22 protein-coding genes are annotated in these 25,461 nt (G+C 68.9%); 5 read left to right on the forward strand and 17 right to left on the reverse strand.

Annotation, left to right across the window (positions count from 1 at the left end):
• Nucleotide 1 precedes the first annotated feature (1 nt).
• From F8566_RS41295 to F8566_RS41305, 3 genes are read right to left on the reverse strand one after another with little or no spacing between them, the layout of a single operon-like run.
• Nucleotides 2-1,510 carry a glycoside hydrolase family 43 protein gene (locus tag F8566_RS41295; RefSeq protein WP_151568345.1) on the reverse strand — a complete coding sequence of 503 codons (1,509 nt, stop codon included), beginning with the start codon at nt 1,508-1,510 and terminating at the stop codon, nt 2-4.
• The gene (locus F8566_RS41300) at nt 1,507-1,989 is read right to left on the reverse strand and encodes a nuclear transport factor 2 family protein (protein WP_151568347.1); all 483 of its coding nucleotides are present in this window, start codon (nt 1,987-1,989) and stop codon (nt 1,507-1,509) included. The genes F8566_RS41295 and F8566_RS41300 overlap by 4 nt, the downstream gene beginning before the upstream one ends.
• Nucleotides 1,990-2,000: 11 nt before the next feature.
• Entirely contained in the window at nt 2,001-2,858 is an 858-nt protein-coding gene (locus tag F8566_RS41305; RefSeq protein ID WP_151568349.1) for an LLM class F420-dependent oxidoreductase, read from the reverse strand.
• A 170-nt stretch (nt 2,859-3,028) separates the two neighbouring features.
• Between F8566_RS41305 and F8566_RS41310 the strand changes: the two genes are divergently transcribed.
• Entirely contained in the window at nt 3,029-3,817 is a 789-nt protein-coding gene (locus F8566_RS41310; RefSeq protein WP_151568351.1) for an SDR family NAD(P)-dependent oxidoreductase, read from the forward strand.
• Nucleotides 3,818-3,862: 45 nt separating this feature from the next.
• Nucleotides 3,863-4,393, forward strand: coding sequence for a nuclear transport factor 2 family protein (locus F8566_RS41315; protein WP_151568354.1), 531 nt, complete (start codon nt 3,863-3,865; stop codon nt 4,391-4,393).
• 61 nt (nt 4,394-4,454) lie between these two features.
• Here the strand turns inward: F8566_RS41315 and F8566_RS41320 are convergent, their stop codons facing one another.
• From F8566_RS41320 to F8566_RS41335, 4 genes are read right to left on the reverse strand one after another with little or no spacing between them, the layout of a single operon-like run.
• Entirely contained in the window at nt 4,455-5,576 is a 1,122-nt protein-coding gene (locus F8566_RS41320) for an acyl-CoA dehydrogenase family protein (protein WP_151568356.1), read from the reverse strand.
• An 11-nt stretch (nt 5,577-5,587) separates the two neighbouring features.
• On the reverse strand, nt 5,588-6,595 hold the full coding sequence (locus tag F8566_RS41325) for an acyl-CoA dehydrogenase family protein (protein ID WP_225993985.1): 1,008 nt from the start codon (nt 6,593-6,595) through the stop codon (nt 5,588-5,590).
• Nucleotides 6,592-7,734, reverse strand: a complete 1,143-nt coding sequence (locus tag F8566_RS41330) for an acyl-CoA dehydrogenase family protein (RefSeq protein WP_151568358.1) — start codon at nt 7,732-7,734, stop codon at nt 6,592-6,594. The genes F8566_RS41325 and F8566_RS41330 overlap by 4 nt, the downstream gene beginning before the upstream one ends.
• Entirely contained in the window at nt 7,731-8,621 is an 891-nt protein-coding gene (locus F8566_RS41335; protein ID WP_151568360.1) for an enoyl-CoA hydratase, read from the reverse strand. Before F8566_RS41335 ends, F8566_RS41330 begins: the two co-directional genes overlap by 4 nt.
• A gap of 100 nt (nt 8,622-8,721) precedes the next feature.
• On the opposite strand from F8566_RS41335, the gene F8566_RS41340 reads away from it, so the two are divergent.
• Together F8566_RS41340 and F8566_RS41345 are read left to right on the forward strand one after the other, a co-directional pair.
• Nucleotides 8,722-9,903, forward strand: coding sequence for an acyl-CoA dehydrogenase family protein (locus tag F8566_RS41340; RefSeq protein WP_151568362.1), 1,182 nt, complete (start codon nt 8,722-8,724; stop codon nt 9,901-9,903).
• A 43-nt stretch (nt 9,904-9,946) separates the two neighbouring features.
• A complete protein-coding gene (locus tag F8566_RS41345; protein WP_151568364.1) occupies nt 9,947-11,518 on the forward strand; it encodes an FAD-dependent oxidoreductase in 1,572 nt (523 codons plus the stop codon).
• Nucleotides 11,519-11,530: 12 nt separating this feature from the next.
• On the opposite strand, the gene F8566_RS53180 is transcribed toward F8566_RS41345, so the two are convergent.
• Complete coding sequence (locus tag F8566_RS53180; protein ID WP_151568489.1) at nt 11,531-11,635, reverse strand: cholesterol oxidase substrate-binding domain-containing protein; 105 nt, start codon at nt 11,633-11,635, stop codon at nt 11,531-11,533.
• A gap of 132 nt (nt 11,636-11,767) precedes the next feature.
• Between F8566_RS53180 and F8566_RS41355 the strand changes: the two genes are divergently transcribed.
• Entirely contained in the window at nt 11,768-12,784 is a 1,017-nt protein-coding gene (locus F8566_RS41355) for a Gfo/Idh/MocA family protein (RefSeq protein ID WP_151568366.1), read from the forward strand.
• A gap of 138 nt (nt 12,785-12,922) precedes the next feature.
• Here the strand turns inward: F8566_RS41355 and F8566_RS41360 are convergent, their stop codons facing one another.
• From F8566_RS41360 to cysD, 9 genes are all read right to left on the reverse strand, one after another.
• Entirely contained in the window at nt 12,923-15,877 is a 2,955-nt protein-coding gene (locus F8566_RS41360; protein WP_225993986.1) for a glycoside hydrolase family 2 TIM barrel-domain containing protein, read from the reverse strand.
• A gap of 85 nt (nt 15,878-15,962) precedes the next feature.
• The gene (locus F8566_RS41365) at nt 15,963-16,670 is read right to left on the reverse strand and encodes a 2-keto-4-pentenoate hydratase (protein WP_225993987.1); all 708 of its coding nucleotides are present in this window, start codon (nt 16,668-16,670) and stop codon (nt 15,963-15,965) included.
• A 112-nt stretch (nt 16,671-16,782) separates the two neighbouring features.
• A complete protein-coding gene (gene bphC / locus F8566_RS41370; RefSeq protein WP_151568370.1) occupies nt 16,783-17,697 on the reverse strand; it encodes a biphenyl-2,3-diol 1,2-dioxygenase in 915 nt (304 codons plus the stop codon).
• A gap of 26 nt (nt 17,698-17,723) precedes the next feature.
• Nucleotides 17,724-18,911: an acyl-CoA dehydrogenase family protein gene (locus F8566_RS41375; RefSeq protein WP_225993988.1), complete on the reverse strand. Its 1,188-nt coding sequence runs from the start codon at nt 18,909-18,911 to the stop codon at nt 17,724-17,726.
• Between the two features lie 8 nt (nt 18,912-18,919).
• On the reverse strand, nt 18,920-19,783 hold the full coding sequence (locus F8566_RS41380; RefSeq protein ID WP_151568372.1) for an alpha/beta fold hydrolase: 864 nt from the start codon (nt 19,781-19,783) through the stop codon (nt 18,920-18,922).
• A gap of 78 nt (nt 19,784-19,861) precedes the next feature.
• Nucleotides 19,862-21,388, reverse strand: coding sequence for an FAD-dependent oxidoreductase (locus tag F8566_RS41385; RefSeq protein ID WP_225993989.1), 1,527 nt, complete (start codon nt 21,386-21,388; stop codon nt 19,862-19,864).
• A 143-nt stretch (nt 21,389-21,531) separates the two neighbouring features.
• Nucleotides 21,532-22,572 (reverse strand): alcohol dehydrogenase catalytic domain-containing protein, encoded by a 1,041-nt coding sequence (locus tag F8566_RS41390; protein ID WP_151568374.1) that lies wholly within the window; start codon nt 22,570-22,572, stop codon nt 21,532-21,534.
• 53 nt (nt 22,573-22,625) lie between these two features.
• On the reverse strand, nt 22,626-24,530 hold the full coding sequence (gene cysN / locus F8566_RS41395; protein ID WP_151568376.1) for a sulfate adenylyltransferase subunit CysN: 1,905 nt from the start codon (nt 24,528-24,530) through the stop codon (nt 22,626-22,628).
• Nucleotides 24,530-25,432: a sulfate adenylyltransferase subunit CysD gene (cysD, locus tag F8566_RS41400; RefSeq protein WP_151568378.1), complete on the reverse strand. Its 903-nt coding sequence runs from the start codon at nt 25,430-25,432 to the stop codon at nt 24,530-24,532. Before cysD ends, cysN begins: the two co-directional genes overlap by 1 nt.
• Between the last annotated feature and the right edge of the window lie 29 nt (nt 25,433-25,461).

Genomic DNA, 25,461 nt, shown 5'->3' on the forward strand with positions numbered 1-25,461 from the left:
GTCAGGTGAGCCCCTCGTAGCTGAACCAGTCGAAGGCGGCGGTGCCTTCGTGGGCGTACATGCCGATCACGCGGCCGGTGAAGCCGCTGGCCACCTCGGTGGACAGGTACCGCCCGTCGAGCGTGGCCAGCGCGACGAAGCCCTCGGCGGCTTCGTAACCGAGGACGATTTCGTCGGGGTTTCCTAGGGCCGACTCGGTTTCGGTGTCGATGCCCAGGATCACCGGGCCGTCAGGCTTGGGGGCTTGGGCGACGACGGACGCCAGCGGCCCGATCCGCGCGCGCGCGAGGATCTGGTCTTCCTGTACGGCCACCTCGTAGTGGCTGTATTCGTCCATGCGGATGCTGAGTCCCGCTTCGGCGCACCCGTCGGCGTCGATCAGGGAACGCGCTCGGCATCGGTGATGCTGCTGGCGGCGGCCTACGAAGACGGGTTCCGGATCGTCCATGGTGGCGGATGTGCCGATCAGGGTGAGCCAGCCTGGGCGCCTCGCGAGCGAGAGTTCGTTATCGAGGGGGCGGCGAACTGTGATCCAGCTCGGGTGCAGGGCGGCTGCGTCGAAGTCGTCGCGGAGTGAACGGCCACCTGCAGTCTCAGTCGACGTGGTGGTCCCGGCAGGTGTGGAAGCGGGATTCAGCTCGACCGGACCCACTGTCGGCCAGCCGTCGTCACCCCAGGTGACCGAGGTCAGGAACGTCTCGCGGCCCAGCATGTGGAAGCCAGGCGTCAGGCCCCGGGGACGCACGCCCAGCAGCACCATCCACCAACTGCCGTCCGGGGCTTCCACCATGTCGGCGTGACCGGTGTTCTGGACGGGCCGGTCGGTGCTGCGGTGGGACAGGATCGGATTCGCCGGGCAGCCTTCCCAGGGGCCCTGCGGTGACGGGCCCCGGGCGATGGACACCGAATGCCCGCGCTCGGTGCCGCCTTCCGCGATGAGCAGATACCACTGGTCGCCGCGGCGGAACAGGTGCGGTGCCTCGGGGAACTGCAGGCCGGTCCCGGACCAAGTCGGGTGGGGGCCTTCGAGTATCTTGCCGGTCGTGTCGTCTATGCGGCACTGCTTGATTCCCGCGTAGGTGACCCAGCAGTTGCCGGCGTCGTCCCAGGCGATGTCCGGGTCGATGTCGTCGATGTCCACGGGCACCGGCTCCGACCACGGGCCGGCCGGGTCCTCGGTGGTCACGAAGAAGCTGTGCTTGCCGGACGAGCTCGTGGTGGTGGTGATGAGCCAGAACCGGCCGGCGTGGTGGCGCAACGTCGGCGCGTATACACCCAACGACGACCAGCCCCGGGTGGCGGAAAGGTCCAGTTGCGAGCGGCGGTCCAGCGCGTTGCCGATCTGAGTCCAGCTGACCAGGTCGGTCGACCGGAAGATCGGAACCCCTGGGAAGTAGGTGAACGACGAGGTGGCCAGGAAGTACGCGGAGCCGACCCGGCACACACTCGGATCGGGGTGGAAGCCGGGAATGACGGGGTTCTCAGGGCCGGTGGCCCGCTCTGACGTCATGCGGTGACACCGTCGGCGAACAGGGCCGGTGCTTGGGGGCGGCCGTCGAGGATACGGGCGGTTCGTCTCACGATCCGCCATCCGTTAGGCCCCTTGCGGCACTGCCAGCGGTTGGCGGTGGCGCGGCGGACCTCGAAGCCGTTCTGCGTCCGCAGGAGCATGAGCGAGTAGCCGACGGCAACGGCCTCATCGCCGGCGACCGTCACGTGTGGCGGAGCGGTGACATGGGCGCACCCGCCCGAGATCCACTCCTGGTGTGCCTGCGAGCGGACCATGGCAGCGATCGCGTCACGGCTTTCCATGAGCAGTTCCTCGACATCGTAGACGCCCCCGGGTTCCCACAGCCCGGCGACCGCATCGGCGCTGCCGCTGTCCACCAGCGGCCCGTAGGAGGAGATCAGCCGTTCAACGGCCTTCTCGTCTTCGAGGCGGTTGAGACGGGCCTCCAACCCGGCTAGTCGCTCCTCGATGTCGGTCATGGGATCTCCCGTCAGCGGATCTTCTGGGCCAGCGCGTGCAGTGCTTCGAGCTGTTCGCAGTAGTGCGTGGCCGACGACGCGGAGATGCGGACGTCGGCCACGGTCGCGCCCGCGGCGCCAAGGCGTCGCAACCTGTGCTCGGCGGCCTCGGGAGCCCCGATCGGATCGATTGGCCCTCCGACGGCCAGGACGACTTCGAACCCGTCGGGAATGTCCGCTTCGGCCAGCACTGCGGCCAGCTCGTCGCAGGAGAGACCGAACGGCACCCAGCCGTCGCCGAGTCGCACGGCCCTGCGAAGCGAGCGCGGGGTCCGACCGCCGATCCACAGGGGTACCCGCGGCTGAACCGCGGGCGGATCAACGACGATCTCCGAGAAGTCGTAGAACTCCCCGTGGTAGGCGGGTTCACGCTGCGACATCGCGGCTCGCAGCGCCGCGAGAGCGTCGTCGGCCCGCTGCCCACGCGTCTCGAAATCAGCGCCCAGCAGCGCGAACTCCTCGCGCAGGCTGCCGACGCCGAGCCCGAGGACGAGCCGGCCCCCGCAGACCCGATCGAGCGTGCCGTAACGTTTGGCGATCTCGAGCGGGTGGTGGTAGCCCAGCACGAGAACATGGGTGGCGAGCCTGATGCGGCTGGTGCAAGCGGCGAGGAACCCGAAGGTCGCGAGCGGGTCCCAATAGATCCCTCCCCGCACGGCAGCGACCCCGGCTGGAACGGCGACGTGTTCGCTGCAGGTCAGGTGGTCGAATCCGAGATCGTCGGCTACGCGAGCGATCCGCCCCAACTGCTCGATACCCGCTGATGCCTCCCATGCGGAGTGCTCGCCGGGCACACGAGTCACCACCGGGCTGATGATCCCTACACGCATCCAGCACCCTTCGAAACTCTCGACGACGCCGCGAAGGTACTCGTCAGATCGGAGGAGTGGCCTCGTGCCTCCCGCTCAACGGGACCGCGCCTTGGACGCCGTTGCCTCGACACAGAGACTCAAGCGGCAGATCACCTGGTGATCACTCTGGCGAACGAGGAGGAGCAGGCATGCTGGACAGCGAGGTCTACGGTCCCTGGGCCGTCGTGGCAGGCGGATCCGAAGGCGTCGGCTCGGCGCTCGCCGACGAACTGGCAGGGGCTGGGATCAATCTCGTCCTGATCGCCCGCAAGCCCGGACCGCTGGAGGAGACGGCCGACCGCGCCCGGGCCCGTGGCGTCGAGGTTCGGACCGTCGCGGCGGATCTGCTCGATCCCGGAACCTTCGAGGCGATCCGCGAGGCATCCGATGACGTCGAGGTCGGATTGTTCATCTTCAACGCGGGCGCCAGCAGCTACGGTGCCGAGTTCGTGGAAGGGGATCTGGCCAGGTTCCACGAGGTCGTCGGCCTGAACGTCGACAGTCTGCTGCTTCTGTCCCAGCATTTCGGCGCCAGGCTGAAGAAGCGCGGCAAGGGCGGGATCATGCTGCTGGGCTCCCTGGCCGGCTACGTCGGTCAGGAGACCCTGAGCGTGTACGCGGCGTCCAAGGCGTTCAGCCGGATCTTCGCCGAAGGGCTGTGGCTGGAACTCAAACCGTATGGAGTGCACGTCCTCACCCTCGTGCTGGGCATCACGCGGACCCCGGCGATGGAGCGGGTCGGCCTGCGGCTCGACCTGCCCGGCCTCAACATCGCGGAGCCCGAGGACATCGCCAGGGAGGGGCTTGAGCACCTGGCCGACGGGCCGGTGTGGGTGGCAGGAGGGAACCTGCAGATCGCGCGGGCCCACAGCGGTATGTCGCGCGCCCAGATCGTCGAGGGCCATGCCGACGGTGTTAGGCGCCTGATCGGCAGCTGACACCAGGTCGGCGAGTCCCACCCCCAGGTGCGGCTGAGGAGAACCATGACAGGAAATGAACTCGGCACAGCGATCACGCTGAGCGCCGTCGACAGGCTGCTGGCGATCGAGGAGATCAAGACGGTCTTCGCAGAGCGGCTCCGCTGCATGGATTCCAAGGAATGGGAGATCTACCCCACCCTTCACACCGATGACGTCGTCAGTGAGACGTTCGGCGTCCTCCCTCCGGAGAAACGACCTTCTTCCGATGGAGAACGCAGGCGCGTGACCGGGAAGAACGAACTCACCGCCACGATCCGTGGCCTGCTCGACGGGCCGATTCCTCTCACCACCGTCCACCACGGCCACGCGCCCATCATCGAGCTGACATCCGATACGACCGCACGCGGCGTTTGGGCCATGGAGGACCATTTGTGGTGGACGAATGGTGATCGCGAGGAACATCTTCACGGGTACGGCCACTATCACGAGGAGTATCGCCAGGTGGGGGACCGTTGGCTGATCAGCTACCGGAACCTTTCCCGGCTGCGCGAGGACCGCACGCCCGGGTTCTACGACTTCCTGGAGCGACCGTGAGCCCGAACACGGCCGGCCAGCGGCTCGGCCTGGTGACTCTGACCGGCTGACGGCTGCTCGGTCAGGCCGGTGTCCCGGCGAGCTCAGTGAAGTACCGGCGCCGGTGCTCGTGGGGCTGGCCGAACAACTGCGCGGTGGCGTGCGCGCGTTTGAAGACTAGGTGAGCGTCGTGCTCCCACGTGATGGCTATGCCGCCGTGGAGCTGGATGGTCTCGGAGGCGACGTCTGAAAGTGCGTCGGAGCACCAGGCTTTGGCGGTGGACGCACGGGAGGACAGGTCCGGCGAACCGGTGGCGGCGGACCAGGCGGCGGCCCAGGACAGGGTACGGGAGGTCTCGACGGCGACGTGCATGTCGGCCATGCGGTGCTTGAGCGTCTGGAAGGAGCCGATCGGCCGGCCGAACTGCACTCGTTCCCCTGCGTAGCGGACCGTCATGTCCAGAGCGCGCCGGGCGGTGCCGAGCTGGAGGGCGGTCACGGCCACCGCGGCCACGTCATGGAGGCTGGCGAGCAGCTCAGAGGCGTCCGCCATGATCAGACTGGCGCGAGCCGAGCGCAGGTCGACCCGGGCGAACCGCAGGGTCGGGTCCAGCCCCGGTGTCCGTGCGCGCAGGACGCCCTCGGCTGAAGGGTCGACCTCGTACAGGCAGAGACCGTCTGACCGCTCGGCCACGACGACCAAAGTGTCGGCCGTGGCACCGTCGAGAACGAGATGGACGGTGCCGGTCAGCGCGGCTCGACCGTCGGGCTCTTCGTAGGCACGCACATCGGACCGATCGGTGGGCCAGCGGCCGTCTGCGGTGGCCCAAGCGAGCGCGGTCGTCGTGGAGCCTGCGGCGAGGTCCGGAAGGAGCCTGGCGCAGACCTCGGCGTTCCCGGAACGCAGAAGGGCCTGAGCGGCGAGGACCGCCGAGCCGAGCATCGGCGACGGGGCGAGAGCGTAGCCGAGGCATTCCAGGACGATGTGGGTCTCCATGAGAGTGAACCCGGCCCCGCCGTACTCCTCGGGCACCGCGAGGGCCGCCGCGCCGATCTGCTCGCAGAGGGTCCGCCACAAGGCCGGGTCATAGCCGGTGGGGGAGGCGGCGGCCCGGCGGACGGCCGCACTGTCCGCGCGCCGTTCGAGCAGGTTGCGGACTGTGACGGCGAGCTCGGACTGCTCGTCGCTCGGCGCGAAGAACATTCAGGTGCTCCTCAAAGGTCGGAGGCGTGAGTGGGGCGGCCGGTGGTCAGCGCGGCCAGGAGCTCGGCTCGGTGATGGGCGGGGGTTCCCCAAGCGGAGACCAGGGCGCGGATCTTGGTGATCCACAGGCTGAGGTCGTACTCTTCGGTGTAGCCGATCGCCCCGTGCGCCTGAAGCGCGGCACGGGAAGCGCGGTAGGCCGCCTCGGAGGCGGAGACCTTCGCCGCCGCGACATCACGCCTCGCATCCGTGCTGCCCGCGCCCAGGGACACGGCGGCGCCGTGGACGAGGGGCCGCGCGAAGTCGAGGGCCACCCGGACGTCGGCGAGCAGGTGCTTGATCGCTTGGTATTCACCGATCACGCGGCCGAACTGGCGTCGCGATTTCACATATTCCACCGTCACGGCCAACGCGTGTTCCCCGGCACCGAGGAGTTGAGCCGCACAGGTGAGCGCGGCAGTAGCGAGGGCCGTGGCGACCGTGTCGGGTTCGAGCCGCACGAGGGTCGGCCCGGGTACCGTCTCGAAAAGCCGCCGCGACCTGTCTACTGACTCGAGTCGTCGGCCGGGGGTGGCGGCACGCAGCGTCGTGCCCTCCAGCAACAGCACCGCGTCGGTCATGTCGGCGTCCAGCGCGTAGGGCGTCATCGGAGGCGCGGCGACCGTTACGAGGATCTTTCCCTCAGCGAGGTCTTCGGGGGCCGGTCCGTCCGGGACGGCCGCGAGCAGCGTGGGGGCGAGAACGACTGATTCGATCGCGGGTCCGGGAACCGGATACCGCCCGAGAGCCTCGAAAGCGACGACGAGGTCTGCGGGCGCGGCGTCCAGCCCGCCGTGCTCCTCCGGTACGGCCAGCGCGGTCACGCCCAGGCCGGCGAGGCGGCGCCATAGGTGAAGCCCGGCCGCGTGGTGGCCCTCGGCCCAGAGCCGTGCTATGTGCGGAACGGCGGCCACGCCCAGCAGATCGTCGAGCGCCCTGGCGAAGTCCCGCTGCTCATCGGTCGGTGCGAACCTCATCATCGCCCCCTGGGAAGGCCGAGCAGCCGTTCGGCCACGATGTTGCGCTGGATCTCGTTCGTCCCGGCGTAGATGGGGCCCGAGAGGGCGAACAGGTAACCGTCCATCCACGCGCTCTCGCGGAGTTCGGCCTCCGGCCCGAGCAGGTCGAGTGCCGTCTCGTGCAGACGGACGTCCAGCTCCGACCAGAAGATCTTGTTGGCGCTGCCGTCGGCGCCGATCGCACCGCCCTCCGCGATCCGGGTGACGGCGCCGAAGGTGTACAGGCGGTAGGCCTGAGCGGCGATCCAGGCATCGGCGACGCGGTCGCCGAGCCCGGCGGGTGCGTCCGGGACGGCGCTCCACAGCTCGACGAGACGGTCGGCTGCGGCGCAGAAGCGGCCAGGGGAGCGCAGCGACAGGCCACGCTCGTTGCCCGCGGTGCTCATCGCGACTCGCCAGCCGTCGCCGGGCGTGCCGAGGACATCGGCGTCGGGAACGAAGACGTCCTCGAAGAAGATCTCGGCGAAGCCGGGGTGGCCGTCGAGTTTGGTGATCGGCCGGATGGTGATGCCGGGCGCGCGGAGGGAGAACAGGAAGTAGGTGAGCCCGCGATGGCGCTCGGCCTCGGGATCGGACCGGAAGAGCCCGAATCCGCGATGGGCGAACGCGGCCCGCGAGCTCCAGGTCTTCTGGCCGTTGAGGATCCAGCCGCCACGGGCATCGTCACGGACGGCGGTCGCGCGCAAGGACGCCAGGTCGCTTCCGGCCTCCGGCTCGGACCAGGCCTGGGCCCAGATCTCGCTGCCATCGGCCATGGGCCGCAGGTAGCGCTCCTGCTGTTCGGGCGTTCCGTGCTCGAACAGGATCGGAGCCAGCAGCGAGATGCCGTTCTGCGCCACACGGGACGGGGCACCGGCGCGGTAGTACTCCTCCTCGAACAGCACCCATTCGAGGAGCGAGGCGTCCCGGCCGAGGAAGGCGGTCGGCCACGACACCACGGACCAGCGGTCGGCGGCGAGCGTCATCTCCCATTCCCGGTGGGCCTCGAACCCCTCGGCGGTGTCCATATGCGGCAGTGGCTCGGCGGGCACGTTCTCGCGCAGCCAGGCGCGCGCCTCGTCACGGAATGCGCGGACGCGCTCGTCGAGGTCGAGATTCACCGGGCCGCCCCGGCATCGCGCATGCGCCGGGCGTCCATCCCGGCGAGGGAGTCGGCGCTCACCTCGGCGTTGTGGGCATGGGCGGCGTGGTGCAGCCCGAACACCGAATCCATCCCGGCACGCATGCCTTGGAGGTCCTCGGCCTGGTTGATCGCCTTCTTGGCCAGCGCCAGTCCGAACGGGGGCATGTCGGCGATCCGCGCGGCCATCGCCAGGGTCGTCGACTCCAGATCGGCGTGTGGGACGACGTGGTTGACCATGCCGAGGGCGTGTGCGCGCCCCGCGTCGAACCGGTCGCCGGTGTACAGGAACTCCTTGGCGGCGCGCGGGTTCATCACCCAGGGGTGGGCGAAGAACTCGACTCCGGGGATGCCCATCCGGACCACGGGATCGGAGAAGAACGCGTCCTCGGAGGCGACGATGAAGTCACACGACCAGGCGAGCATGAGGCCGCCCGCGATGCAGGCGCCCTGCACCATGGCGATCATCGGCTTGGGGATCTCCCGCCAGCGCCGGCACATGCCGAGGTACACCTCGGCCTCACGGGCGAGCCGCCGGTCCACGCCCTGCCGGTCGGTGTGGTCCCACCAGATGACGGCCTTGCGTTCGAACGACTCGTCGATGTCGCGTCCAGGCGTTCCGATGTCGTGGCCCGCGCAGAAGTGCTCGCCGGCACCGGTGAGCACGATGACCTTCACATCGTTGTCGTCGACGGCGCGCACGAAGGCGGCGTCAAGGGCGTAGGTGACCTTGGAGTTCTGCGCGTTGCGGTACTGCGGCCGGTTCAGCGTGACTACGGCGACGGGCCCGCGCTTCTCGTAGAGGACGACCTCTTGGGCCGACTGCGCGGGGTTGAGGGTTTCAGCCGCGGCTGACTCGGTGCTCATGCTGTTTCTCCCTCTGAGCGGACATGGGGGTTGCGGCACCGCCCGGAAGCCGCATATACCAAACATTTGTTTGGTAGGCCATCCAGTAGGAGCGTAGCGCATGGATTTGAGGTACTCCGCGGAGGACGAGCGCTTCCGCCGTGAAGCGCGCGACTGGCTGGAGACCTATCTGTCCGATGACTTCGCCGGGTTGCGCGGGCTGGGCGGTCCGGGACGCGAGCACGAGGCCTTCGAGGAACGGCTGGCCTGGGACCGGCATTTGGGCGCGCACGGCTGGACTGCCCTTGGATGGCCGCCTGAGCACGGCGGACGCGGCCTGAGCCTGCTCCGGCAGGTCGTCTTCCACGAGGAGTACGCTCGCGCCGAAGCTCCGGCCAGGGTCAACCATCTGGGCGAGGAACTGCTTGGGCCCACCCTCATCGCCTTCGGTAGCGACGCCCAGCGTGAGCGTTTCCTGCCGAAGATCAGAGCGGTGGAGGAGCTGTGGTGCCAGGGCTATTCAGAACCAAACGCCGGTTCGGATCTGGCCGCCGTCGCCACCCGGGCGGTCAACGACGGCGACGGCTGGGTCGTCGACGGTCAGAAAATCTGGACGTCCCTGGCTCACCAGGCGGACTGGTGCTTCGTGGTCGCCCGGACGACCCCCGGCTCCCGTCGCCACGACGGGCTGTCCTATCTGCTGGTGCCGATGCGCCAGGAGGGCGTCACGGTCCGGCCGATCACCCAGCTCACGGGCACGTCCGAGTTCAATGAGGTCTTCTTCGACGGCGCCCGCACCGAGACGTCACTCGTCGTCGGGGAGCCGGGCGACGGCTGGAAGGTCGCCATGGCCACCCTCGGCTTCGAGCGCGGCATCTCCACCATCGGCCAGCAGGTCGCCTTCGCCCGCGAACTCGCAGCGGTCGTCACGCTCGCCCGGCGGAACGGCGCGATCGACGACCCGGTGATCCAGGACCGGATCGCGCACGCTCACATGGGCTTGGACCTGCTCCGGCTGCACGCGCTGCGCACCCTGGCCGGATCGCCCGGTGAGACCGGCGCCATGGGTGCCGCGTCCGTGGCCAAGCTGGTGTGGGCGACCTGGCACCGCTCGCTCGGTGAACTGGCCATGCAGGTGGCCGGCGCGTCCGCACTCGTCGTGGCGGAACCCTACGAGCTGGACGATCTGCAGCGCCTGTTCCTGTACACCCGCGCCGACACCATCTACGGCGGTTCGAACGAGATCCAGCGCAACATCCTCGCCGAGCGGGTGCTCGGCCTGCCCAGAGAGGCACGTCCGTGACCCAGAGCGCAGCGCACTGAGAGATGACCTGAGGAGAGAACTGATGGCCACAACGAGTGAGCGCCCCGACGAGACGGCGGACGTCATCGTCGTCGGGTCGGGCGCGGCCGCCTTGACCGCCGCCTACACGGCCGCCGCCGGCGGCTTGCGGACCGTCGTGCTGGAGAAGACCGACCATGTCGGCGGCACCAGCGCATACTCCGGCGCCGCCATCTGGCTGCCGGGCAATCCGGCGCTGCTGCGCGCCGGGGTCGCCGACACCGTCGAACAGGGACTTGAGTACTTCTCGGCGGTCGTCGGCGACCGTACCCCCGCTGACCTTCAGAAGGCCTACGTGTCGACCGGGCCGGAGTTGGTGGAGTTCCTCGAACGCGACCCGTCCGTGGCCTTCACCCACCAGCCGTTTCCCGACTACTACGACGCGCCCGGCCGGATCGACGGCGGCCGGGCGATCTTCCCCGAGCCGCTGTCCGCCGTCCGGCTCGCGGGCAGGCGCGCGGTGCTGCGACCGCCGATCGGCGTCGACCAGTACGGGGTCGACCAGGATCGCGAGACCCTCGTCGGCGGGCAGGCTCTCGTCGCGCGGCTCCTGCTCGCGTTGGACGCGACAGGCCTGGCCGAGCTGCGCACCGGCGTTCGTATGCGGTCAGCGATCGTCCGGGACGGCAGGGCTGCAGGTGTCGTCGCCGAGACGGGCGGGAAGACCTTCCGGCTGCTGGCCGAGCGCGGGGTCGTCCTCGCCGCAGGAGGCTACGAGTGCGACGACACGTTGCGGCAGCGCCATCACGGGCTGCCCGGGGCGTCCTGGACGTCCTCCGCGCCGGATTCCAACACCGGTGACGCCTTGGCCGCGGCACTCGAGGTCGGCGCCGCGATCGACCTCATGGACGAGGCATGGTGGTGCCCGGCCACCCTGTTCCCCAACGGCCATGCCGCCTTCACGCTCGGCCTGCGCGGTGGCGTTCTCGTCAACGCGGCGGGCGAGCGGTTCGCCAACGAGTCCCTGCCCTACGACCGCCTCGGCCACGCGATGCACGAGGGACAGGCCACCGGGATCACCCACGTCCCCGCCTGGCTCGTCTTCGACGACCGGTTCGACAACCTGCCGGCGGTTACCCAGCCTGTCCCGGACCCGGACGCTTTCCGCCGGGCCGGGCTCTGGCGCAGCGCGGCCACCTTGCCGGAACTCGCCGAGCTGATCGACGTTCCGGTCGACGCCCTGGACAAGACGATCGCGAGGTTCAACGGATTCGCCACCACGGGCGTGGACGAGGATTTCCAGCGGGGGAAAGACCCGTTCGACCGATTCTTCGGCACCGGTGAGGGGCCGAACCCGTGTCTGGTCCCCGTCGAGCGGGCACCGTTCCACGCCGTCCAGATCGTCCTCGGTGACCTGGGTACCAAGGGCGGCGTGCGGACCGACGGCGACGGGCGCGCCCTCGACACCGCGGGCGACCCCATTCCCGGCCTGTTCGCTGTGGGCAATGCGGCGGCGTCCGTCGCGGGCCACGTCTATCCCGGTCCCGGCACCCCGCTCGGCTCAGGCATGGTGTTCGGGTATCGAGCGGCCCTTCGCCTCCTGTCACAGCCCGATGACCGCTCTGACCGCTCGTAGTCCAGATGATGGTCAGGGAAGCAGTATGTCGAGGAAGGTGTTGCTGAAGACGCGGGCGGGATCGTAGGAGTTGAGGGTGGCGCGGGCGGTCTCGAAGTTGCTGCAGGCGGGCTGCAGTGGTCACGATCGGTGCGCTAACGCTTGTGCCGGTTCTATGACCTGCGCCACACCCCAACCACCCCCGCCTCCCGCTTAGCGGGAAACGCTGGTCTTTCCGCACAGCCAAGTGACAGGCTGCGGGCCGCAGCCATGTTGATCAAGACGAGCCAAGGGGCGTTCGTGATTCGCTGGGGAATTCTGGGTGCGGGGGGTATCGCCGGGTCGGTGTGCCATGACATCGCGCTGAGCACGGGCAGTGTCGTCACCGCCGTCGCCGCGCGAGACGCGGGACGGGCCGAGGCATTCGCCGCCCGGTACGGCGCCGCCCGCAGTTACGGCAGCTACGCTGAGCTTCTCGCCGACGACGACGTGGATGTCGTCTATGTCGCCACGACGCATCCCTACCATCGCGAGCAGGCCCTGCTGGCCATCCAGGCGGGCAAGGCGGTGCTGATCGAGAAGCCGGTGTGCCTGAACGCCGCCGACGCCCGGGAGGTCTTCGACGCCGCCCGCGCCGCCGGAGTCTTCGCCATGGAGGCCATGTGGATGCGGCTGAACCCGCTGATCCGCAAGGCCGCCGCGCTCGTGGCCGACGGCGCGATCGGCGAACCGCGGTGGGTGCGTGCCGAGTTCGGCGCGGGCCTCCCGTTCGACCCGGCCCACCGCCTCTACGACATCGCCAACGGCGGCGGCGCCCTGCTGGACCTGGGCATCTATCCGGCGACCTTCGCCTACCTGCTGCTCGGCCGCCCTGAAGTGGTCACCGCCTCGGGCGAACTGGCTGCTACAGGCGCCGACGACACCGTCGCCATGGAATGGAGCTACGGCGGCGTTCCGCGTGCCCACCTGTGGTGCTCGGTCTCCACCGCCGCACCCGACCAAGCGGCGATCCTCGGATCCACCGGTTCGATCACGCTGGAGGGTGTCTGCCGCCCGTGGTCCATGACCCTGCACGGCCCGGACGGGCGCACCGATTTCGCGGATCCGCTGGCGGGCCAGGGCTGGGGCTACGGCCCGGAGATCGTCGAGGTGGAGCGCTGCCTCCGCGAGGGTCTTCTCGAAAGCCCGCTGATCCCGCACACCGAGACCATCGACATCCTCGAGGTGCTGGATACCGCCAGGGCCGCGCTGGGCGTCGCTTACCCGTCCGAGCAACTGTCGGTCTGACGGCGTCCCCACGCAGGTTGTGCTTTCCTCGGCCGTCAGGACGTCTACGTCACGCTCAGCAGCGAGGTCTTCTCGTCGAGCGTCAGTTCAGATGCTTGTGAAGTCATGAATGCGATTCCTTGTTCTTGAGCGACTGGCTTAGCGCTCGATCGTCAGTCGCCACTCCCAGTCGTAATGACGGCACGAGAGCCTGTGCCACGGGCGGGTGTCCGGACCCAGAGCGCCGGTGCCGACTCCGCGATGCGCCACGTCAAGATGGACGATGGTGGTGGCGTTGCGGGGCAGTTCCCACCAGTGCGCGGCCGCCTCCAGCTCGGCGACCGAAAAGCGGCTGACGTTCATGTGCAGCGGACCGGCGTGCCGGGTTCGCACCTTGCCCGCCGGCCCGCTGAGCTCCAGCGCGGTCACCGCGCCGCGCGTGCCGTTCTCCTGCGGAAGGATGTAAGGAACGGCCAAGCCGTCAATGCTGCTCTCCCACGTGCCTAGCAGGGCCGAGGCGCACCGGTCGGGATAGTTCTCCCAAGGTCCGAGACCGGTCCAGCGCACGCGGTCGAATCCCTCGCCGAGCTCGAATTCCATGCCCACGCGGAGCGTCTCCTCGACTTCGGGTAGCTCCACGGTCTCGTGGAGAACCCAGTCGGCGTCGTCGAGCGCGGTAATGGTCCGCCGGTGCACGACCTCGTCGCCGAAAGCGGTCTTGTATCGGGTGGTGACGACGACCATGCCCTCCGTTTTGTCCATCTGCACGTCCGCGGGGATCAACTCGAAAAAGCCGGTACGCACGAATCGGTTGTCCAGGGGGAAGGAGCCGTCGTTGTCGGTGAGGGCACGCCACAGTGAAAGGCGCGGTGCCCGGCGCAACAGCGGATGTGTGAGGACGCCGTCGCTCGGAACCCCGGCCACGTGATGCGGCGACGACGTGAGGGGCTTCGGCGCCCGCGGCAGGCGCACCTGCTCGATGGCGACCTCCGTGCCGGCCTGTGCCCACATCGTCGAGTACCGCGTGCGGATCGTGACGGTCAGTGCCAGGGCCGAGCCATCCGCGAGTTGTTCACGGAGGGACGCGGGGATGTCGACGGCGGTCTCGCTCCCTGGTGCGAGGTCGGGCGTGGGGATGGTGACCGGGTCGTGAGGGCGGCTATCGGTTTCGACGCGCAGTTCCATGGTGTAACCACTGATGTCGGAAAAGGTCTGCCGGTTGCGCAGGGTGAACGCACCAGAGCGGACTTCCTCCGCGGTTGCCGAGACCCGTACCGGGCTGAACAGCCCGCGGGCCTCGTAGAGGGCGGGCTTGGGCGTGAGGTCGGGGAACACCAGACCGTTGAGCACGGTCACCCCGTCGTTCGGCTGGTCGCCGAAGTCTCCGCCGTAACGGTAGGCGCCATCCCCGTCCGGATCGAGCGCGTGATCCTTGAACTGCCAGATGAAGCCGCCCTGCAGCCCGGGCAGCGTTTCGATCAATGCCCAGTAGTAGGCCAGGCCTCCTGTCGAGTTGCCCTGACTGTACGCGTACTCGCACATGATCAGAGGCCGGTCGCCGCGAGGATCGGCCGCGTACGCCTCGATGCTCGCGAATGACGGGTACATCGGGCACACGATGTCGGTGGCGGCGTGCCCCGTATGCCAGTCGATGGTGATGGCGCCCTCGTAGTGCAACGGCCGGGTGGGGTCGGCCGCTCGGATCCAGGCGGCGGCGGCATCGTGGCCGGGACCGTAACCGGTCTCGTTGCCGAGCGACCAGATGATCACCGAGGGGTGGTTGCGGTCGCGCAGCACCATCCGCGAGACGCGTTCGACGAACTCGGGCAGGTACCGGGGATCGGCGGGCAGCGTGGTGAGAAACGCGTGCCCTTCGATGTCGGCCTCGTCCACCACATAGAAACCGATCTCGTCGCAGAGATCCAGGAACACCGGGTCGTTGGGGTAGTGCGAGGTGCGAACGGCGTTGACGTTGAACCTCTTCAGGAGGCTGAGTTCGGCGAGCATCGTCTCGGGGGAGAGCACGCGTCCGGTGCGCGGGTCGACGTCATGGCGGTTGACCCCTTGGATCAGGATCCGCCGGCCGTTGACGAGCAGATCCCGTCCCTCGATCCGCACCCGGCGGTAGCCGATCCTGGTGCGCGTCTCGTCGGCGACCTCCCCGGCCGGAGACACCAATTGGACGAGAAGGTCTTCCAGATGCGGGGTCTCCGCGGTCCACGGGGGCACGTCCAGGCCGTTGAGTGCGAAGGTCGCGGTGCCGGGCCGCTGTGCGGGCCTCAGGTGGTTCCTGATGGCGTCGCCGGTCGCGCGCTTGTCCGGGGGGAGGGCCATGCCCGCAGCGGTTTCGCTCAGCAGGTCCATCGTGTCCGGCGGGATCAGCGGCTGATGCCGGGTCGAGCGGTCCTGCGGAAGCACGGGCGGGGTCTGCGGTGGTATCCGCGCAGCCACGGGCGCCGTTGAAGACTGGCCGAGCGTCTCGATCCGGACCTGCCAGCCGGTGTCGTCGAGGCCGGCCAAGCCCTCGGTGGCGACGGTGACCCGCAGGCTGCCCAGCGCGGTGGCCGGGTCCCAATCGGCGACCACGTCGAGGTCGGCGAGCCGGATCAGCGGGACGGAGTACAAGAAGACCGAACGGCTGAGACCCGCCTGCCACCATTGGTCCTGGTCCTCCAGGTAGGTGGCGGCGGACCATTTGCTCAGCCGCAGCTCGAAGGTGCTCGTCTCGTCGTGCAGGAGGTCGGTGACGTCGAACTCGGCGGCCAGGTGCGAGTCTGAGCTCATGCCGGCCGGTCGGCCGTTGACGTACACCTGCAGCAGCCCTTCGGCGGCCCCTACGTGCAGGATGACCCGGCGGTCAGGGGGCGGCGAGAACTCGACCGTGCGGCGGTACACCCCGGTGGGGTTGTGCGAGGGGACGTGCGGTGGGATCTCGTCGAAGGGCATGACGACGTTGGTGTAGTGCGGCCGGTCGCGGTCCTCGTGCATCGTCCACAGGCTTGGCACGTCCACGGTCTTCCACGCATCCGCGATCGGCATGTCGGGGGCGTCGAGGAGCTGGAAGTCCCATGGCCCGTCGAGGTCGATCTCGGGAAGGCGACGCAGGGCGTGCATGGGAAGTCGTCCCGGGTGCCGCAGCCCGGCGTCGTTCCCGGGAGCAGGCAGGTGCGATGCCAAGGTTCTCAGTTCTCGCATTCGGTCATGCCTCGGTTCGCTCCGGGGCCTCCGCGACGTGCAGGGAGACGGAGCCGAGGCGGTCGAACTCGGCGACGAACACGTCGCCGGCGTTCATCGGCACGGCGGCGTGCAGCGCCCCGGTCATCACCAGATGGCCGGGTTCCAGCGCGATCCCGTTGCGGCCGAGGACGTTCGCCAGCCACGCCACCACGGCGACCGGGTCGCCGAGGGCGGCGGCGCCCGCGCCGGTGTCGACCAGTTCGCCGTTGCGGGTGAGCACCATGCCGACCAGCCGTGGATCGGGCAGATCGGCGAACGGCACCGCGGTCGGGGAGACGGCCATGGCTCCGTTGGAGGCGAGATCCGCGACGGTGTCGGCGAGCTTGATCCGCCAGTCCTCGATCCGGGAGTCGACGATCTCCAGCCCGGCCAGCACGCCGGAGATGGCCGCGCGCGCCTGCGCGTAGGTGACGTCCGGTCCCTCCAGGCGGCCGCCGAGAACGAAGACGATCTCGGCTTCGATCTTGGGTGCGATGAATCGGTCCAGGGGGACCGTCCCGGCGTCGGGGTAGACCGTCGAGGCGAGGACCGGCCCGTAGTCAGGGGAGTCCACGCCGAGCATGCGCTGCATCGGCACGGAGGTCACTCCGCACTTGTAGCCGATGATCTCTTCGCCGTCGGCGAGCAGCAGGGAGATCAGCTCGCGCTGGATGGCGTACCCGTCGTCCATCCCCAGGGAGGAGTCCTCATCGGTGAACGGCGGGATCGGCTTTCGGGAGGCCCGTGCTTCATACAGAGCGCGGGCACAGGCCGCCGCTCGCGAGGAGCTCATCATCCCGGGTTCACGCCTGGGGTGGGACGAAGGCCGCCAGCGGCTCCGCGCCCGACCAGTCGTGGCCCCAGTAACTGTCCGCGGTGATCTCCTCGGCTGTGTAGTAGCGCTCGTCGACTCGCAGGCCGTCGGTGCCGTACTCGATGTCCCAGCCGCCGGGCGCCCGGACGTAGAAGGAGATCATCTTGTCGTTGGTGTGGCGGCCGAGTGTGGAGGACACGGAGAAGCCGAGCCTGTTCACGTGGTCCAAGGCGCGCCCGACCGCGTCGAGCGTGTCGACCTCCACCATGAGGTGGACGAGGCCCGGGTCGCCCTGGTGCGGGGCGGGGCAGATCGCCAGGCTGTGGTGGCGCTCGTTGATCCCGAGGAAGCGCACCCGTACCGGATGGCCCGCCGCCTCGGCGACCTTCATCGCGCCGCGCGGCCGGAAGCCGAGCACTTCGCAGTAGAACGCGACGGCCTCCTCCGGACGGGGCGTCGGAAGGACGACATGCCCCATGCCTTGGGGGCCGGTGATGAATCGCTGGTCCAACCCCGTGCGGAGGGGGCCGTGGTCGAGCACAGGGCCGAAGAACACCTCGACCGGCGTCCCGACCGGGTCGGTGAAAGCGATTGCCGCCTCGACGTTCCGCTCGGCGGACTCGGCGGCGGACAACACGGTCACCTCGATGCCGGCCTTCTCCACCGCCTCCCGGACGGAGGCCAGAGCGTACTGGTCGCGGACCTCCCAGCCGACCGCGAGCACACGGTCGGACTCACCGGGCAGCACCGCCAGCCGATGGCGGCGCTCGTCCATGCGCAGATACAGACCCTCGGGGTCAGGCCCGGAGCCCTCCGCGAAGCCGAGCGCGTCGATCGCCAGCTCGCGCCAGCGGCCGACGTCGGTCGCTTGAACCTGCAAGTAGCCGAGTCCTCGGATGGACATCGGTGTGCCTCCCATCGGCGGAGTGGTCAGATCATCGAGCGCATCGGGCCCTGCGGGGGTTCGATGTCCAGGTCTGTGAGCGCCGAGGCGTGGTAGACCGAGCCCGGAACGTGGATGGCGTGGGCCAGCCCGACGTGGGCATCGCGCCAGAACCGCTGGATCGGATTGTCGTTGCGCATGGCGTTGCCCCCGGAACGCAGGACGATCTCGTTCATGGCCTGGACGGCCCGCCAGGCCGCCCGAACCTGGGCCCGGCGCCCGGCCGCCCGGCCGGCGAAGGTGACCTCGCCGCCGGCCGCGACCGTGTCGTACATACGGCAGGCGTTGTCCAGGAATCGGATTCGCGAAGTCGCGATCTCCTCGGCCGCCTCACTGAGGGCGTACAGGGAGTACGGATCGTCTCTGACCTTGGTCCCGGTGATCTGGATCCGGTCGCGCTGGTAGGCCAGGTGGTGGGCGAGCGCGCCCTCGGCCATGCCGATGACGGCGGCGGTGATACCGAGGGGGAACATGCACGAGAACGGCACGTGGTAGACGGGGTCGTCCAGCCCGGATTCGCGGGCGGCCTCACCGCTGATGACCTTGGCGAAGGGAAGCGCCCGGTGCTCGGGGACGAAGGCATCGCGGACGATGATGTCCTTGCTGCCGGTGCCCTTGAGCCCGGCCACATCCCAGGAGCCCTCGACGATCTCGTAGTCGCGCCGGGGCAGCACCATGTGGAGTCCGGCAGGCGGCTGGACGGGCTTCCCGTCGGTGTCGCCGAGCAGCGCGCCCAGGAAGATCCAGTCGCAGTGGTCGGTGCCGGAGGAGAACTGCCACCGCCCGTTGAAGACGTAGCCGCCATCGACGGGCCGGGCGACACCCATCGGCGCGTACGGCGAGGCGATCCAGGTGTCAGGGTCGTCACCCCACACCTCCCGCTGGACCTCGGGGGAGGCCAGCGCCATCTCCCACGGGTGGACGCCGACGATCCCGGCGACCCAGCCGGTCGACCCGTCGAGCGCGGATATTCCCATGACGGTCTCGGCGAACTCTCGCGGGTGGGCCTCCATGCCTCCGTACGTCCGGGGTTGCAGCATCCGGATCGCGCCCGAGTCGCGCAGGGCCTTGACGGCCGGCTCCTCGAGCCTGCCAAGCCGTTCGTTGACGGGGCCGAGCGCGCGGATCTCCTCGGCCCGTTCCATCAGGGTGTTGAGGACGCGGTTGGTCATCATGGGTCTCCTCAGCCGTCCTTGCGGGTGAGGAAGGAGAGGACGACGCTCTCCCAAGCGTCCTTCTGCTCGATCATCACCCAGTGGCCGCAGTCGGGGAAGACGTGCACCTCGACGTCGGGGATCGTCCGCATGGGCAGCAGCGCCATGTCGACGGGGCTGACCCGGTCGTCGCGGCCCCAAGTGATCAGGGTGCGGGCCTTCAGCTTGTGCAGCATGGCCCAGTAAGGCGGGGTGTCGGCCGCTGCTGCCGCGGCTGTGCCGGCGGCGAACGCGGCCTTCCCGTACATCCGCCTTGCGCTCTCGAGGGTGGCGGGGTCGGTGGCCTGCTGCCAGCGCTCCTCGATCAGCTCCTCGGTGACCAGCGCCGGGTTGTACACCATGGAGTGCAGCCACTGGACGAGGGCTTCGCGGGTGGGGTGGTCGGTGAACTCCTGAAGCAGGCGGATGCCCTCGCCGGGCGCGGGGCTGAGCAGGCTCCTGCCGACGCCGCCGATGGTCACCAGCCGCCTGATGCGCTCGGGGTGGGCGAGCGCGACCTGGACGCCGATGATCCCGCCCATTGAGTTGCCGATGACATCGACCTGGGGGAGGCCGAGGCCGTCGAGGAAGCGGGTGACGGCCGCCCCGGCGGCGATCATGGGATGCTGGTCGGTCGGGTCGCTGACGCCGAACCCGGGAAGTTCCAGGATCAGGCAGCGGAACCGCTCCGCGAGCACCGGCAGGTTCCCGCGGAAGTTGCGCCAGCCGGTGACGCCGGGCCCGGAACCGTGCAGCAGCAGGAGAGGCGGGCCTTCGCCCGCCTCGTGGTAGCGCAGGACGCCGCTGTCGGTAGCGAGCTCCCGCAGGGTCGACGCGTGGGTCAACTCCGTCATTGGTGTCCTAACCGGGAAGTTCGGGGGCTTGCCGTGACGGTAGTCCGCGCCCGACTCGGGCCGCGCTCGCCGTCCCGATCAGTGGGAGGGCTCGGCGGCGGACCACCCGGCGCGCCGGCCGAAGAACGTGCCGTCCCCGAGTGAGGTACCGCTGACATAGCCGTCCCCGTGGATGCCGGAGGAGGCCCGCCCCGCCGCGAACAAACCTGCGATCGGCCGTCCCGAGACGTGCAGCACCTGCCCGTCGACCGTCGTGTGAAGCCCGCCGAGGGTGAATCCGGAGATCCCGGTCGCCTCCCGTCGGTTCTCCACGAACCTGGCCGCGACCCGCGGATCGACTGCGGCGAACGGTCCCTTGAGCTCGCGCAGCCACTTCGCATCCTTGTGGAAGAGAGGGTCCTCACCGCGAGCGGCATGCCGGTTGTAGAGGTGGACGCTCATCTCCAGCACGCCCGGCGGCATTCCGAGTTCCTGCTCCAGTTCGGCCAGCGTCTCCGCCACATGTTCTGGCGGCGCGCCTGCGGAGGCGGCAGCGAAACCCTCCTCGTCGAGGATCAGCCACCAGGGGGCGGGCTGGCCGAGGGCTGCGTGGCTGAACCTCCCCGGGTACCCGTCCTCGCTGGTGAAACGCTGTCCGAGGGCGTTGACGAGGATGCCCCGGCACGCCATGGCCGGAGTCACCGTCAGTGCCGCCTCGACGCTCGCCATCCGGCGCGTGGCCGCCCCCAGCGCCGTTGCCATGAGGATTCCCCTGCCGTCATCGCCGCCGTCGCTGACCTTGCCGTGCCCGAGGAGCACCGGAGCGTGGTCGGCGAGCATCCGCTCGTTGTCGACGAAGCCCCCGGTGGTCAGCACGACAGCCTTGCGGGCCCGATACCGGACCGTCTCACCGAACCGCCGGGCCACCACTCCAGCGACGCGTCCCGATTCGTCGACGACAAGCGCCGCAGCCCGGGTGTCGGTGTGGCATCGGGCTCCGGCTTCCGTCGCCGCACCGACGAGCTTGTCCATGAGCAGACCACCTCCGTACCCGGCTACGGGTGGTCGGTGTCCGCGCGGAACCGGCCGGGCGAGCGTCGAGAACGGCCAGGCGTCCTCGCCGAGCCACATCAGCCCGTCCTCCGTCGGCGCCATCCATGCGGGTTCGGCGTACAGCGATTCTTGGAAGGGCACCCCTCGCGCGCAGAGCCATTCGAAGTGTTCGACGCTTCCTTCGCAGTAGAGCCGCAGTTTTTCCGTGTCGGCATGCGGCCCCAGCGCGGCCTCAAGGTAGTCGAACATGTCCTCGGGCGTATCGATGAAGCCGCAGGCCTTCTGCACACTGGTACCGCCGCCGAGATAGATCTCACCGCCCGACTGGGCCGACGATCCGCCGGCGCCCGAGAACCGTTCGAGAACCAGCACGTCGGCTCCCGCCGACGCGGCTTCGAAGGCCGCGGCCGCCCCTGCGCATCCGAAGCCGACGATGACGACGTCCGCGTCGTGCTCGAAGGACCCAACCGAGGCCAGGGAGACCGGCTCGACGACGCCGTCACCTGCCGGCGGATTGTCCCCGCGCTCGTAGGCCATCGATCCGTCCCTTCGCTGCGTGAATTCCAGCGTCATCGTAGGAAGGTGTCACGCCCGTGATCCCTGGCCTTCCCGCTGATCGGGAGTTAGGTCGGGTGACGGCGGCCATGCGGTTCGACGGAGACCCACGCTCGTGTGGCTCCCGTGCTGAACGAGCTGCCCTGGACCTATGAGCCCCTTCAACGAGGTCGCGGTACTTCGATTACGGCCTTGATGAGTCGTCCCCGGCGGGACGGTTCGAGCGCGTCTTCGACGATCCGGTCATAGCCGACGAGGGTCACCCACTGGTCGACGGGGAGCAGCCCCCGGTCCATCCAGTCGATGACCGCCTCGAATGCCTCTCGGGACTCACCGCTGTGTCCCTGGATGGTCAGCTCCTTGGCCAGCACGAGAAGCGCGTTCATCGAGTACGGCCGTTCGTGCAGCCCGATGACGACGATGCGGCCGCGCCTGCGGGTGATCGAGAACGCGAGGTCCATGGCCTTAGCCGCACCCGCGCACTCGAAGACGACGTCAGCGCCGGAACCGCCGCTCATCGAGCGGACGATGCCGTCGATGTCGTCGCTCACCGGATCGAGAACCGTCAGCCCCTCGATGTCGGCCAGGGTCTTCCGGCGTTCCTCGGAGAGTTCGACGACGACCGTCGACACCCCGGTCGCCCGGAGGGCCAGCGCACAGCCGATGCCGATGAGCCCGGCGCCTGTGACGAGCGCCACGCCGTCCCTGTTGGTGTTGGCCCGGAGGACCGCGGTGGCCGCCACGGAGAGGGGTTCGATCAGCGCACCCTGCAGGAGGCTGACGCTGTCAGGCAGCTTCACCGCCAGATCGGCAGGGATCACGGTGTGCTCGGCCAGACCGCCGATCGGGCCGCCGCACCCCACCGTCGAGACCGAACGGTCGACCCGCTCGCACGAGATCGGATGGCCGGCGCGGCACTCGCCGCACTCGCCGCACGAGATCAGCGGGAACACGGCGACACGGTCGCCCACCGAGACCGAGGTGACGTCCGGAGCCGCCTCGGCGACGGTCGCCGACAGCTCATGCCCGATGTGCCGGGGGCGGCTCGGCAGCGCGTCGTCCTCGGCGAAGTAGTAGTGCAGGTCGGTGCCGCATATGCCGACATAGGCCATCCGCAGGCGTACCTCGCCGGCCTTCAAGTCGGGGTCGGGCTCGTCCTGCAACCGGAGGTCATGCTGTCCGAAGAGTCGATACGCCTGCATCTGCGTTCCTCGTTCAGTTCTGGGAGGGAGCCATCGGGCGGACTCCCGGGTTGTCAGCGGGGCTCGGCGGGCCGGTTCAGCAGGTAGGTGACGATCCGCTCCACCGCCTGTTCGGTGGTGGTCTCGCTCATCCGGATGTGGAGTTCAGGCTGTTCCGGAGGCTCGTAGGGGGAGTCGATCCCGGTGAAGTTCGGCAGTTCGCCACGCCGGGCCTTGGCGTACAAGCCCTTGGGATCCCGGGCCTCGGCGACTGCCAGCGGGGTGTCGACGAAGACCTCGACGAATTCTCCGTCCTCGACCAGGTCCCGAGCCATGCGGCGGTCCTCCCGGTACGGAGAGATCAGGCAGACCAAGCTGATGAGGCCGGAGTCCGTCATGAGGGCGGCGACCTCAGCGCTGCGCCGAACGTTCTCGACGCGATCGGCCGGGGTGAAGCCCAGGTCGCGGTTCAGACCGTGTCGCAGGTTGTCTCCGTCGAGCAGATAGGTATGGTGCCCGAGCGCGTGCAGCCTGCGCTCCACCTGGTTGGCGATGGTCGACTTTCCCGCGCCGGACAGCCCGGTGAACCACACCACTGTCGGCCTTTGCCGCTTCAAGGCGGCGCGGGCGGCCTTGTCGACCTCAAGTGCCTGCCAGTGGACGTTGTCGGCGCGCCGCAAGGCGAAGTTCAGCAGCCCGACCCCCACTGTGGCGTTGGTCAGGCGGTCGATGATGACGAATCCGCCCAGGTCCCGGTTGTCCTTGTAGGGGTCGAACGGTGTCATCTGGTCGAAATGGACCGTGCACACACCGATCTGGTTGAGGCTCAGCGTCCTGGCTGCCGTGTGCTCCAGCGTGTTGACGTTCACCCGGTACTTGGGATGGTCGGCGGCCATCCCGACGGTCCTCGCGCCGATCTTGGCGAGGTAGCGTCGTCCGGGCAGCAATTCGTCCTCGCTCATCCATACGATGTGCGCCTCGAACTGGTCGGCGATGGCAGGCGGTGCGTCCGCCGCGGCGATGATGTCGCCCCGGCTGACGTCGATCTCGTCAGTGAGGATGAGTGTGATGGACTGGCCTGCGACCGCCTCCGGCAGGTCGCCATCGTAGGTGCCGATCCGCGCGACGGTGCTCTCCGCGCCGGAGGGCAGGATGCGCACTCGATCGCCGGGACGGATCACGCCGCTCGGGATGAGGCCGGAGAAGCCGCGAAAGTCGAGATGGGGCCGGTTCACCCACTGCACTATCAGCCGGAACGGCTCCCCTGCCCGGTCGTCGTCGACGTCGACGGTCTCCAGATGTTCTACGAGGGTCGGGCCTGAATACCACGGGGTGTTCGGGCTGGACTGCGTGATGTTGTCGCCCCGCAGCGCCGACAACGGGATGCTGACCACGTCGGGGAGGCCGAGTTCAGCGGCGAATGCCCGGTACTCGGCATCGATCTGTTCGAAGACCTCGCGCGAGTAACCGACGATGTCCAGCTTGTTGACGGCCAGCACGATGTGGCGGATGCCCAGCAGCGCGACGAGGTAGCTGTGGCGGCGCGTCTGGGTGAGCAACCCCTTGCGGGCGTCGACCAGGATGACGGCGAGGTCAGCGGTGGATGCACCCGTGACCATGTTGCGGGTGTACTGCTCGTGGCCCGGCGCGTCGGCGACGACGAACTTGCGTCGTTCGGTGGAGAAGTACCGGTAGGCGACGTCAATGGTGATGCCCTGCTCGCGTTCGGCCGCCAACCCGTCGACGAGCAGCGCGAGGTCGAGGTCGTCGCCCTGCGTGCCGTCCTTCTTCGAGTCGGTTTCCAGCGCCGCGAGCTGGTCTTCGAAGACGAGCTTGGACTCGTACAGGAACCGCCCGATGAGAGTGCTCTTGCCGTCGTCGACGCTGCCGCAGGTGATGAACCGCAGCAGTGACTTCTCCTGCTGGCCGGCGAGGTATGCCTCGATATCGGAGGCTATCCGGCTGTCGGCATGGGCCATCAGAAGTAGCCTTCCTGCTTCTTCTTCTCCATCGAAGCGCTGGAGTCGTGGTCGATGGCCCTGCCCTGACGCTCCGACGTGGTGGTCAGCAGCATCTCCCGGATGATGTCGAGCAGGGTGTCCGCCGTGGACTCGATGGCCCCGGTCAGCGGATAGCACCCGAGCGTCCGGAACCGCACGCTCTGCTTCGTCGGCGTCTCACCCGGTTCGAGGGGCATCCGGTCGTCGTCGACCATGATCAGCATCCCGTCGCGCCGCACGACCGGCCGCGGTGCGGCGAAGTACAGCGGGACGATCGGGATCCGCTCGATGTTGATGTACTGCCACACGTCGAGCTCGGTCCAGTTCGACAGCGGGAACACACGTACGGTCTCGCCGGGGTTGGTCCGCGCGTTGTAGGCGCGCCACAGCTCGGGCCGCTGCCGCTTGGGGTCCCACCGGTGCTGCGGCGAACGGATGGAGAACACCCTCTCTTTGGCTCGCGACTTCTCCTCGTCCCGGCGGGCTCCGCCGAACGCGAGGTCGAAGCCGTGCTGGTCGAGCGCCTGTTTGAGGCCCTCGGTCTTCCACATGTCGGTGTGCGTCGCCGAACCGTGCTCGAACGGGTTGATGCCCAGCCGTACGCACTCGGGATTCCGGTGCACGATCAGGTCCAGACCGAGCTCGCGCGCGGTCCGGTCGCGGAACGCGTACATCTCGCGGAACTTCCACGTCGTGTCGACGTGCAGCAGCGGGAACGGCGGCTTGGACGGGTAGAAGGCCTTCATGGCCAGCCGCAGCATGACCGCGCTGTCCTTCCCGACCGAATACAACATCACCGGGCGCTCGCTCTCGGCGACGGCCTCCCGCATGATGTGGATGCTCTCGGCTTCGAGCCGCTGGAGATGGGTCAGAGGCTTCACGGCCGCTCCAGTCCAAGATCGTTGAGGGT

Source organism: Actinomadura rudentiformis, assembly GCF_008923185.1.
GTDB classification, from domain to species: Bacteria; Actinomycetota; Actinomycetes; order Streptosporangiales; family Streptosporangiaceae; genus Spirillospora; species Spirillospora rudentiformis.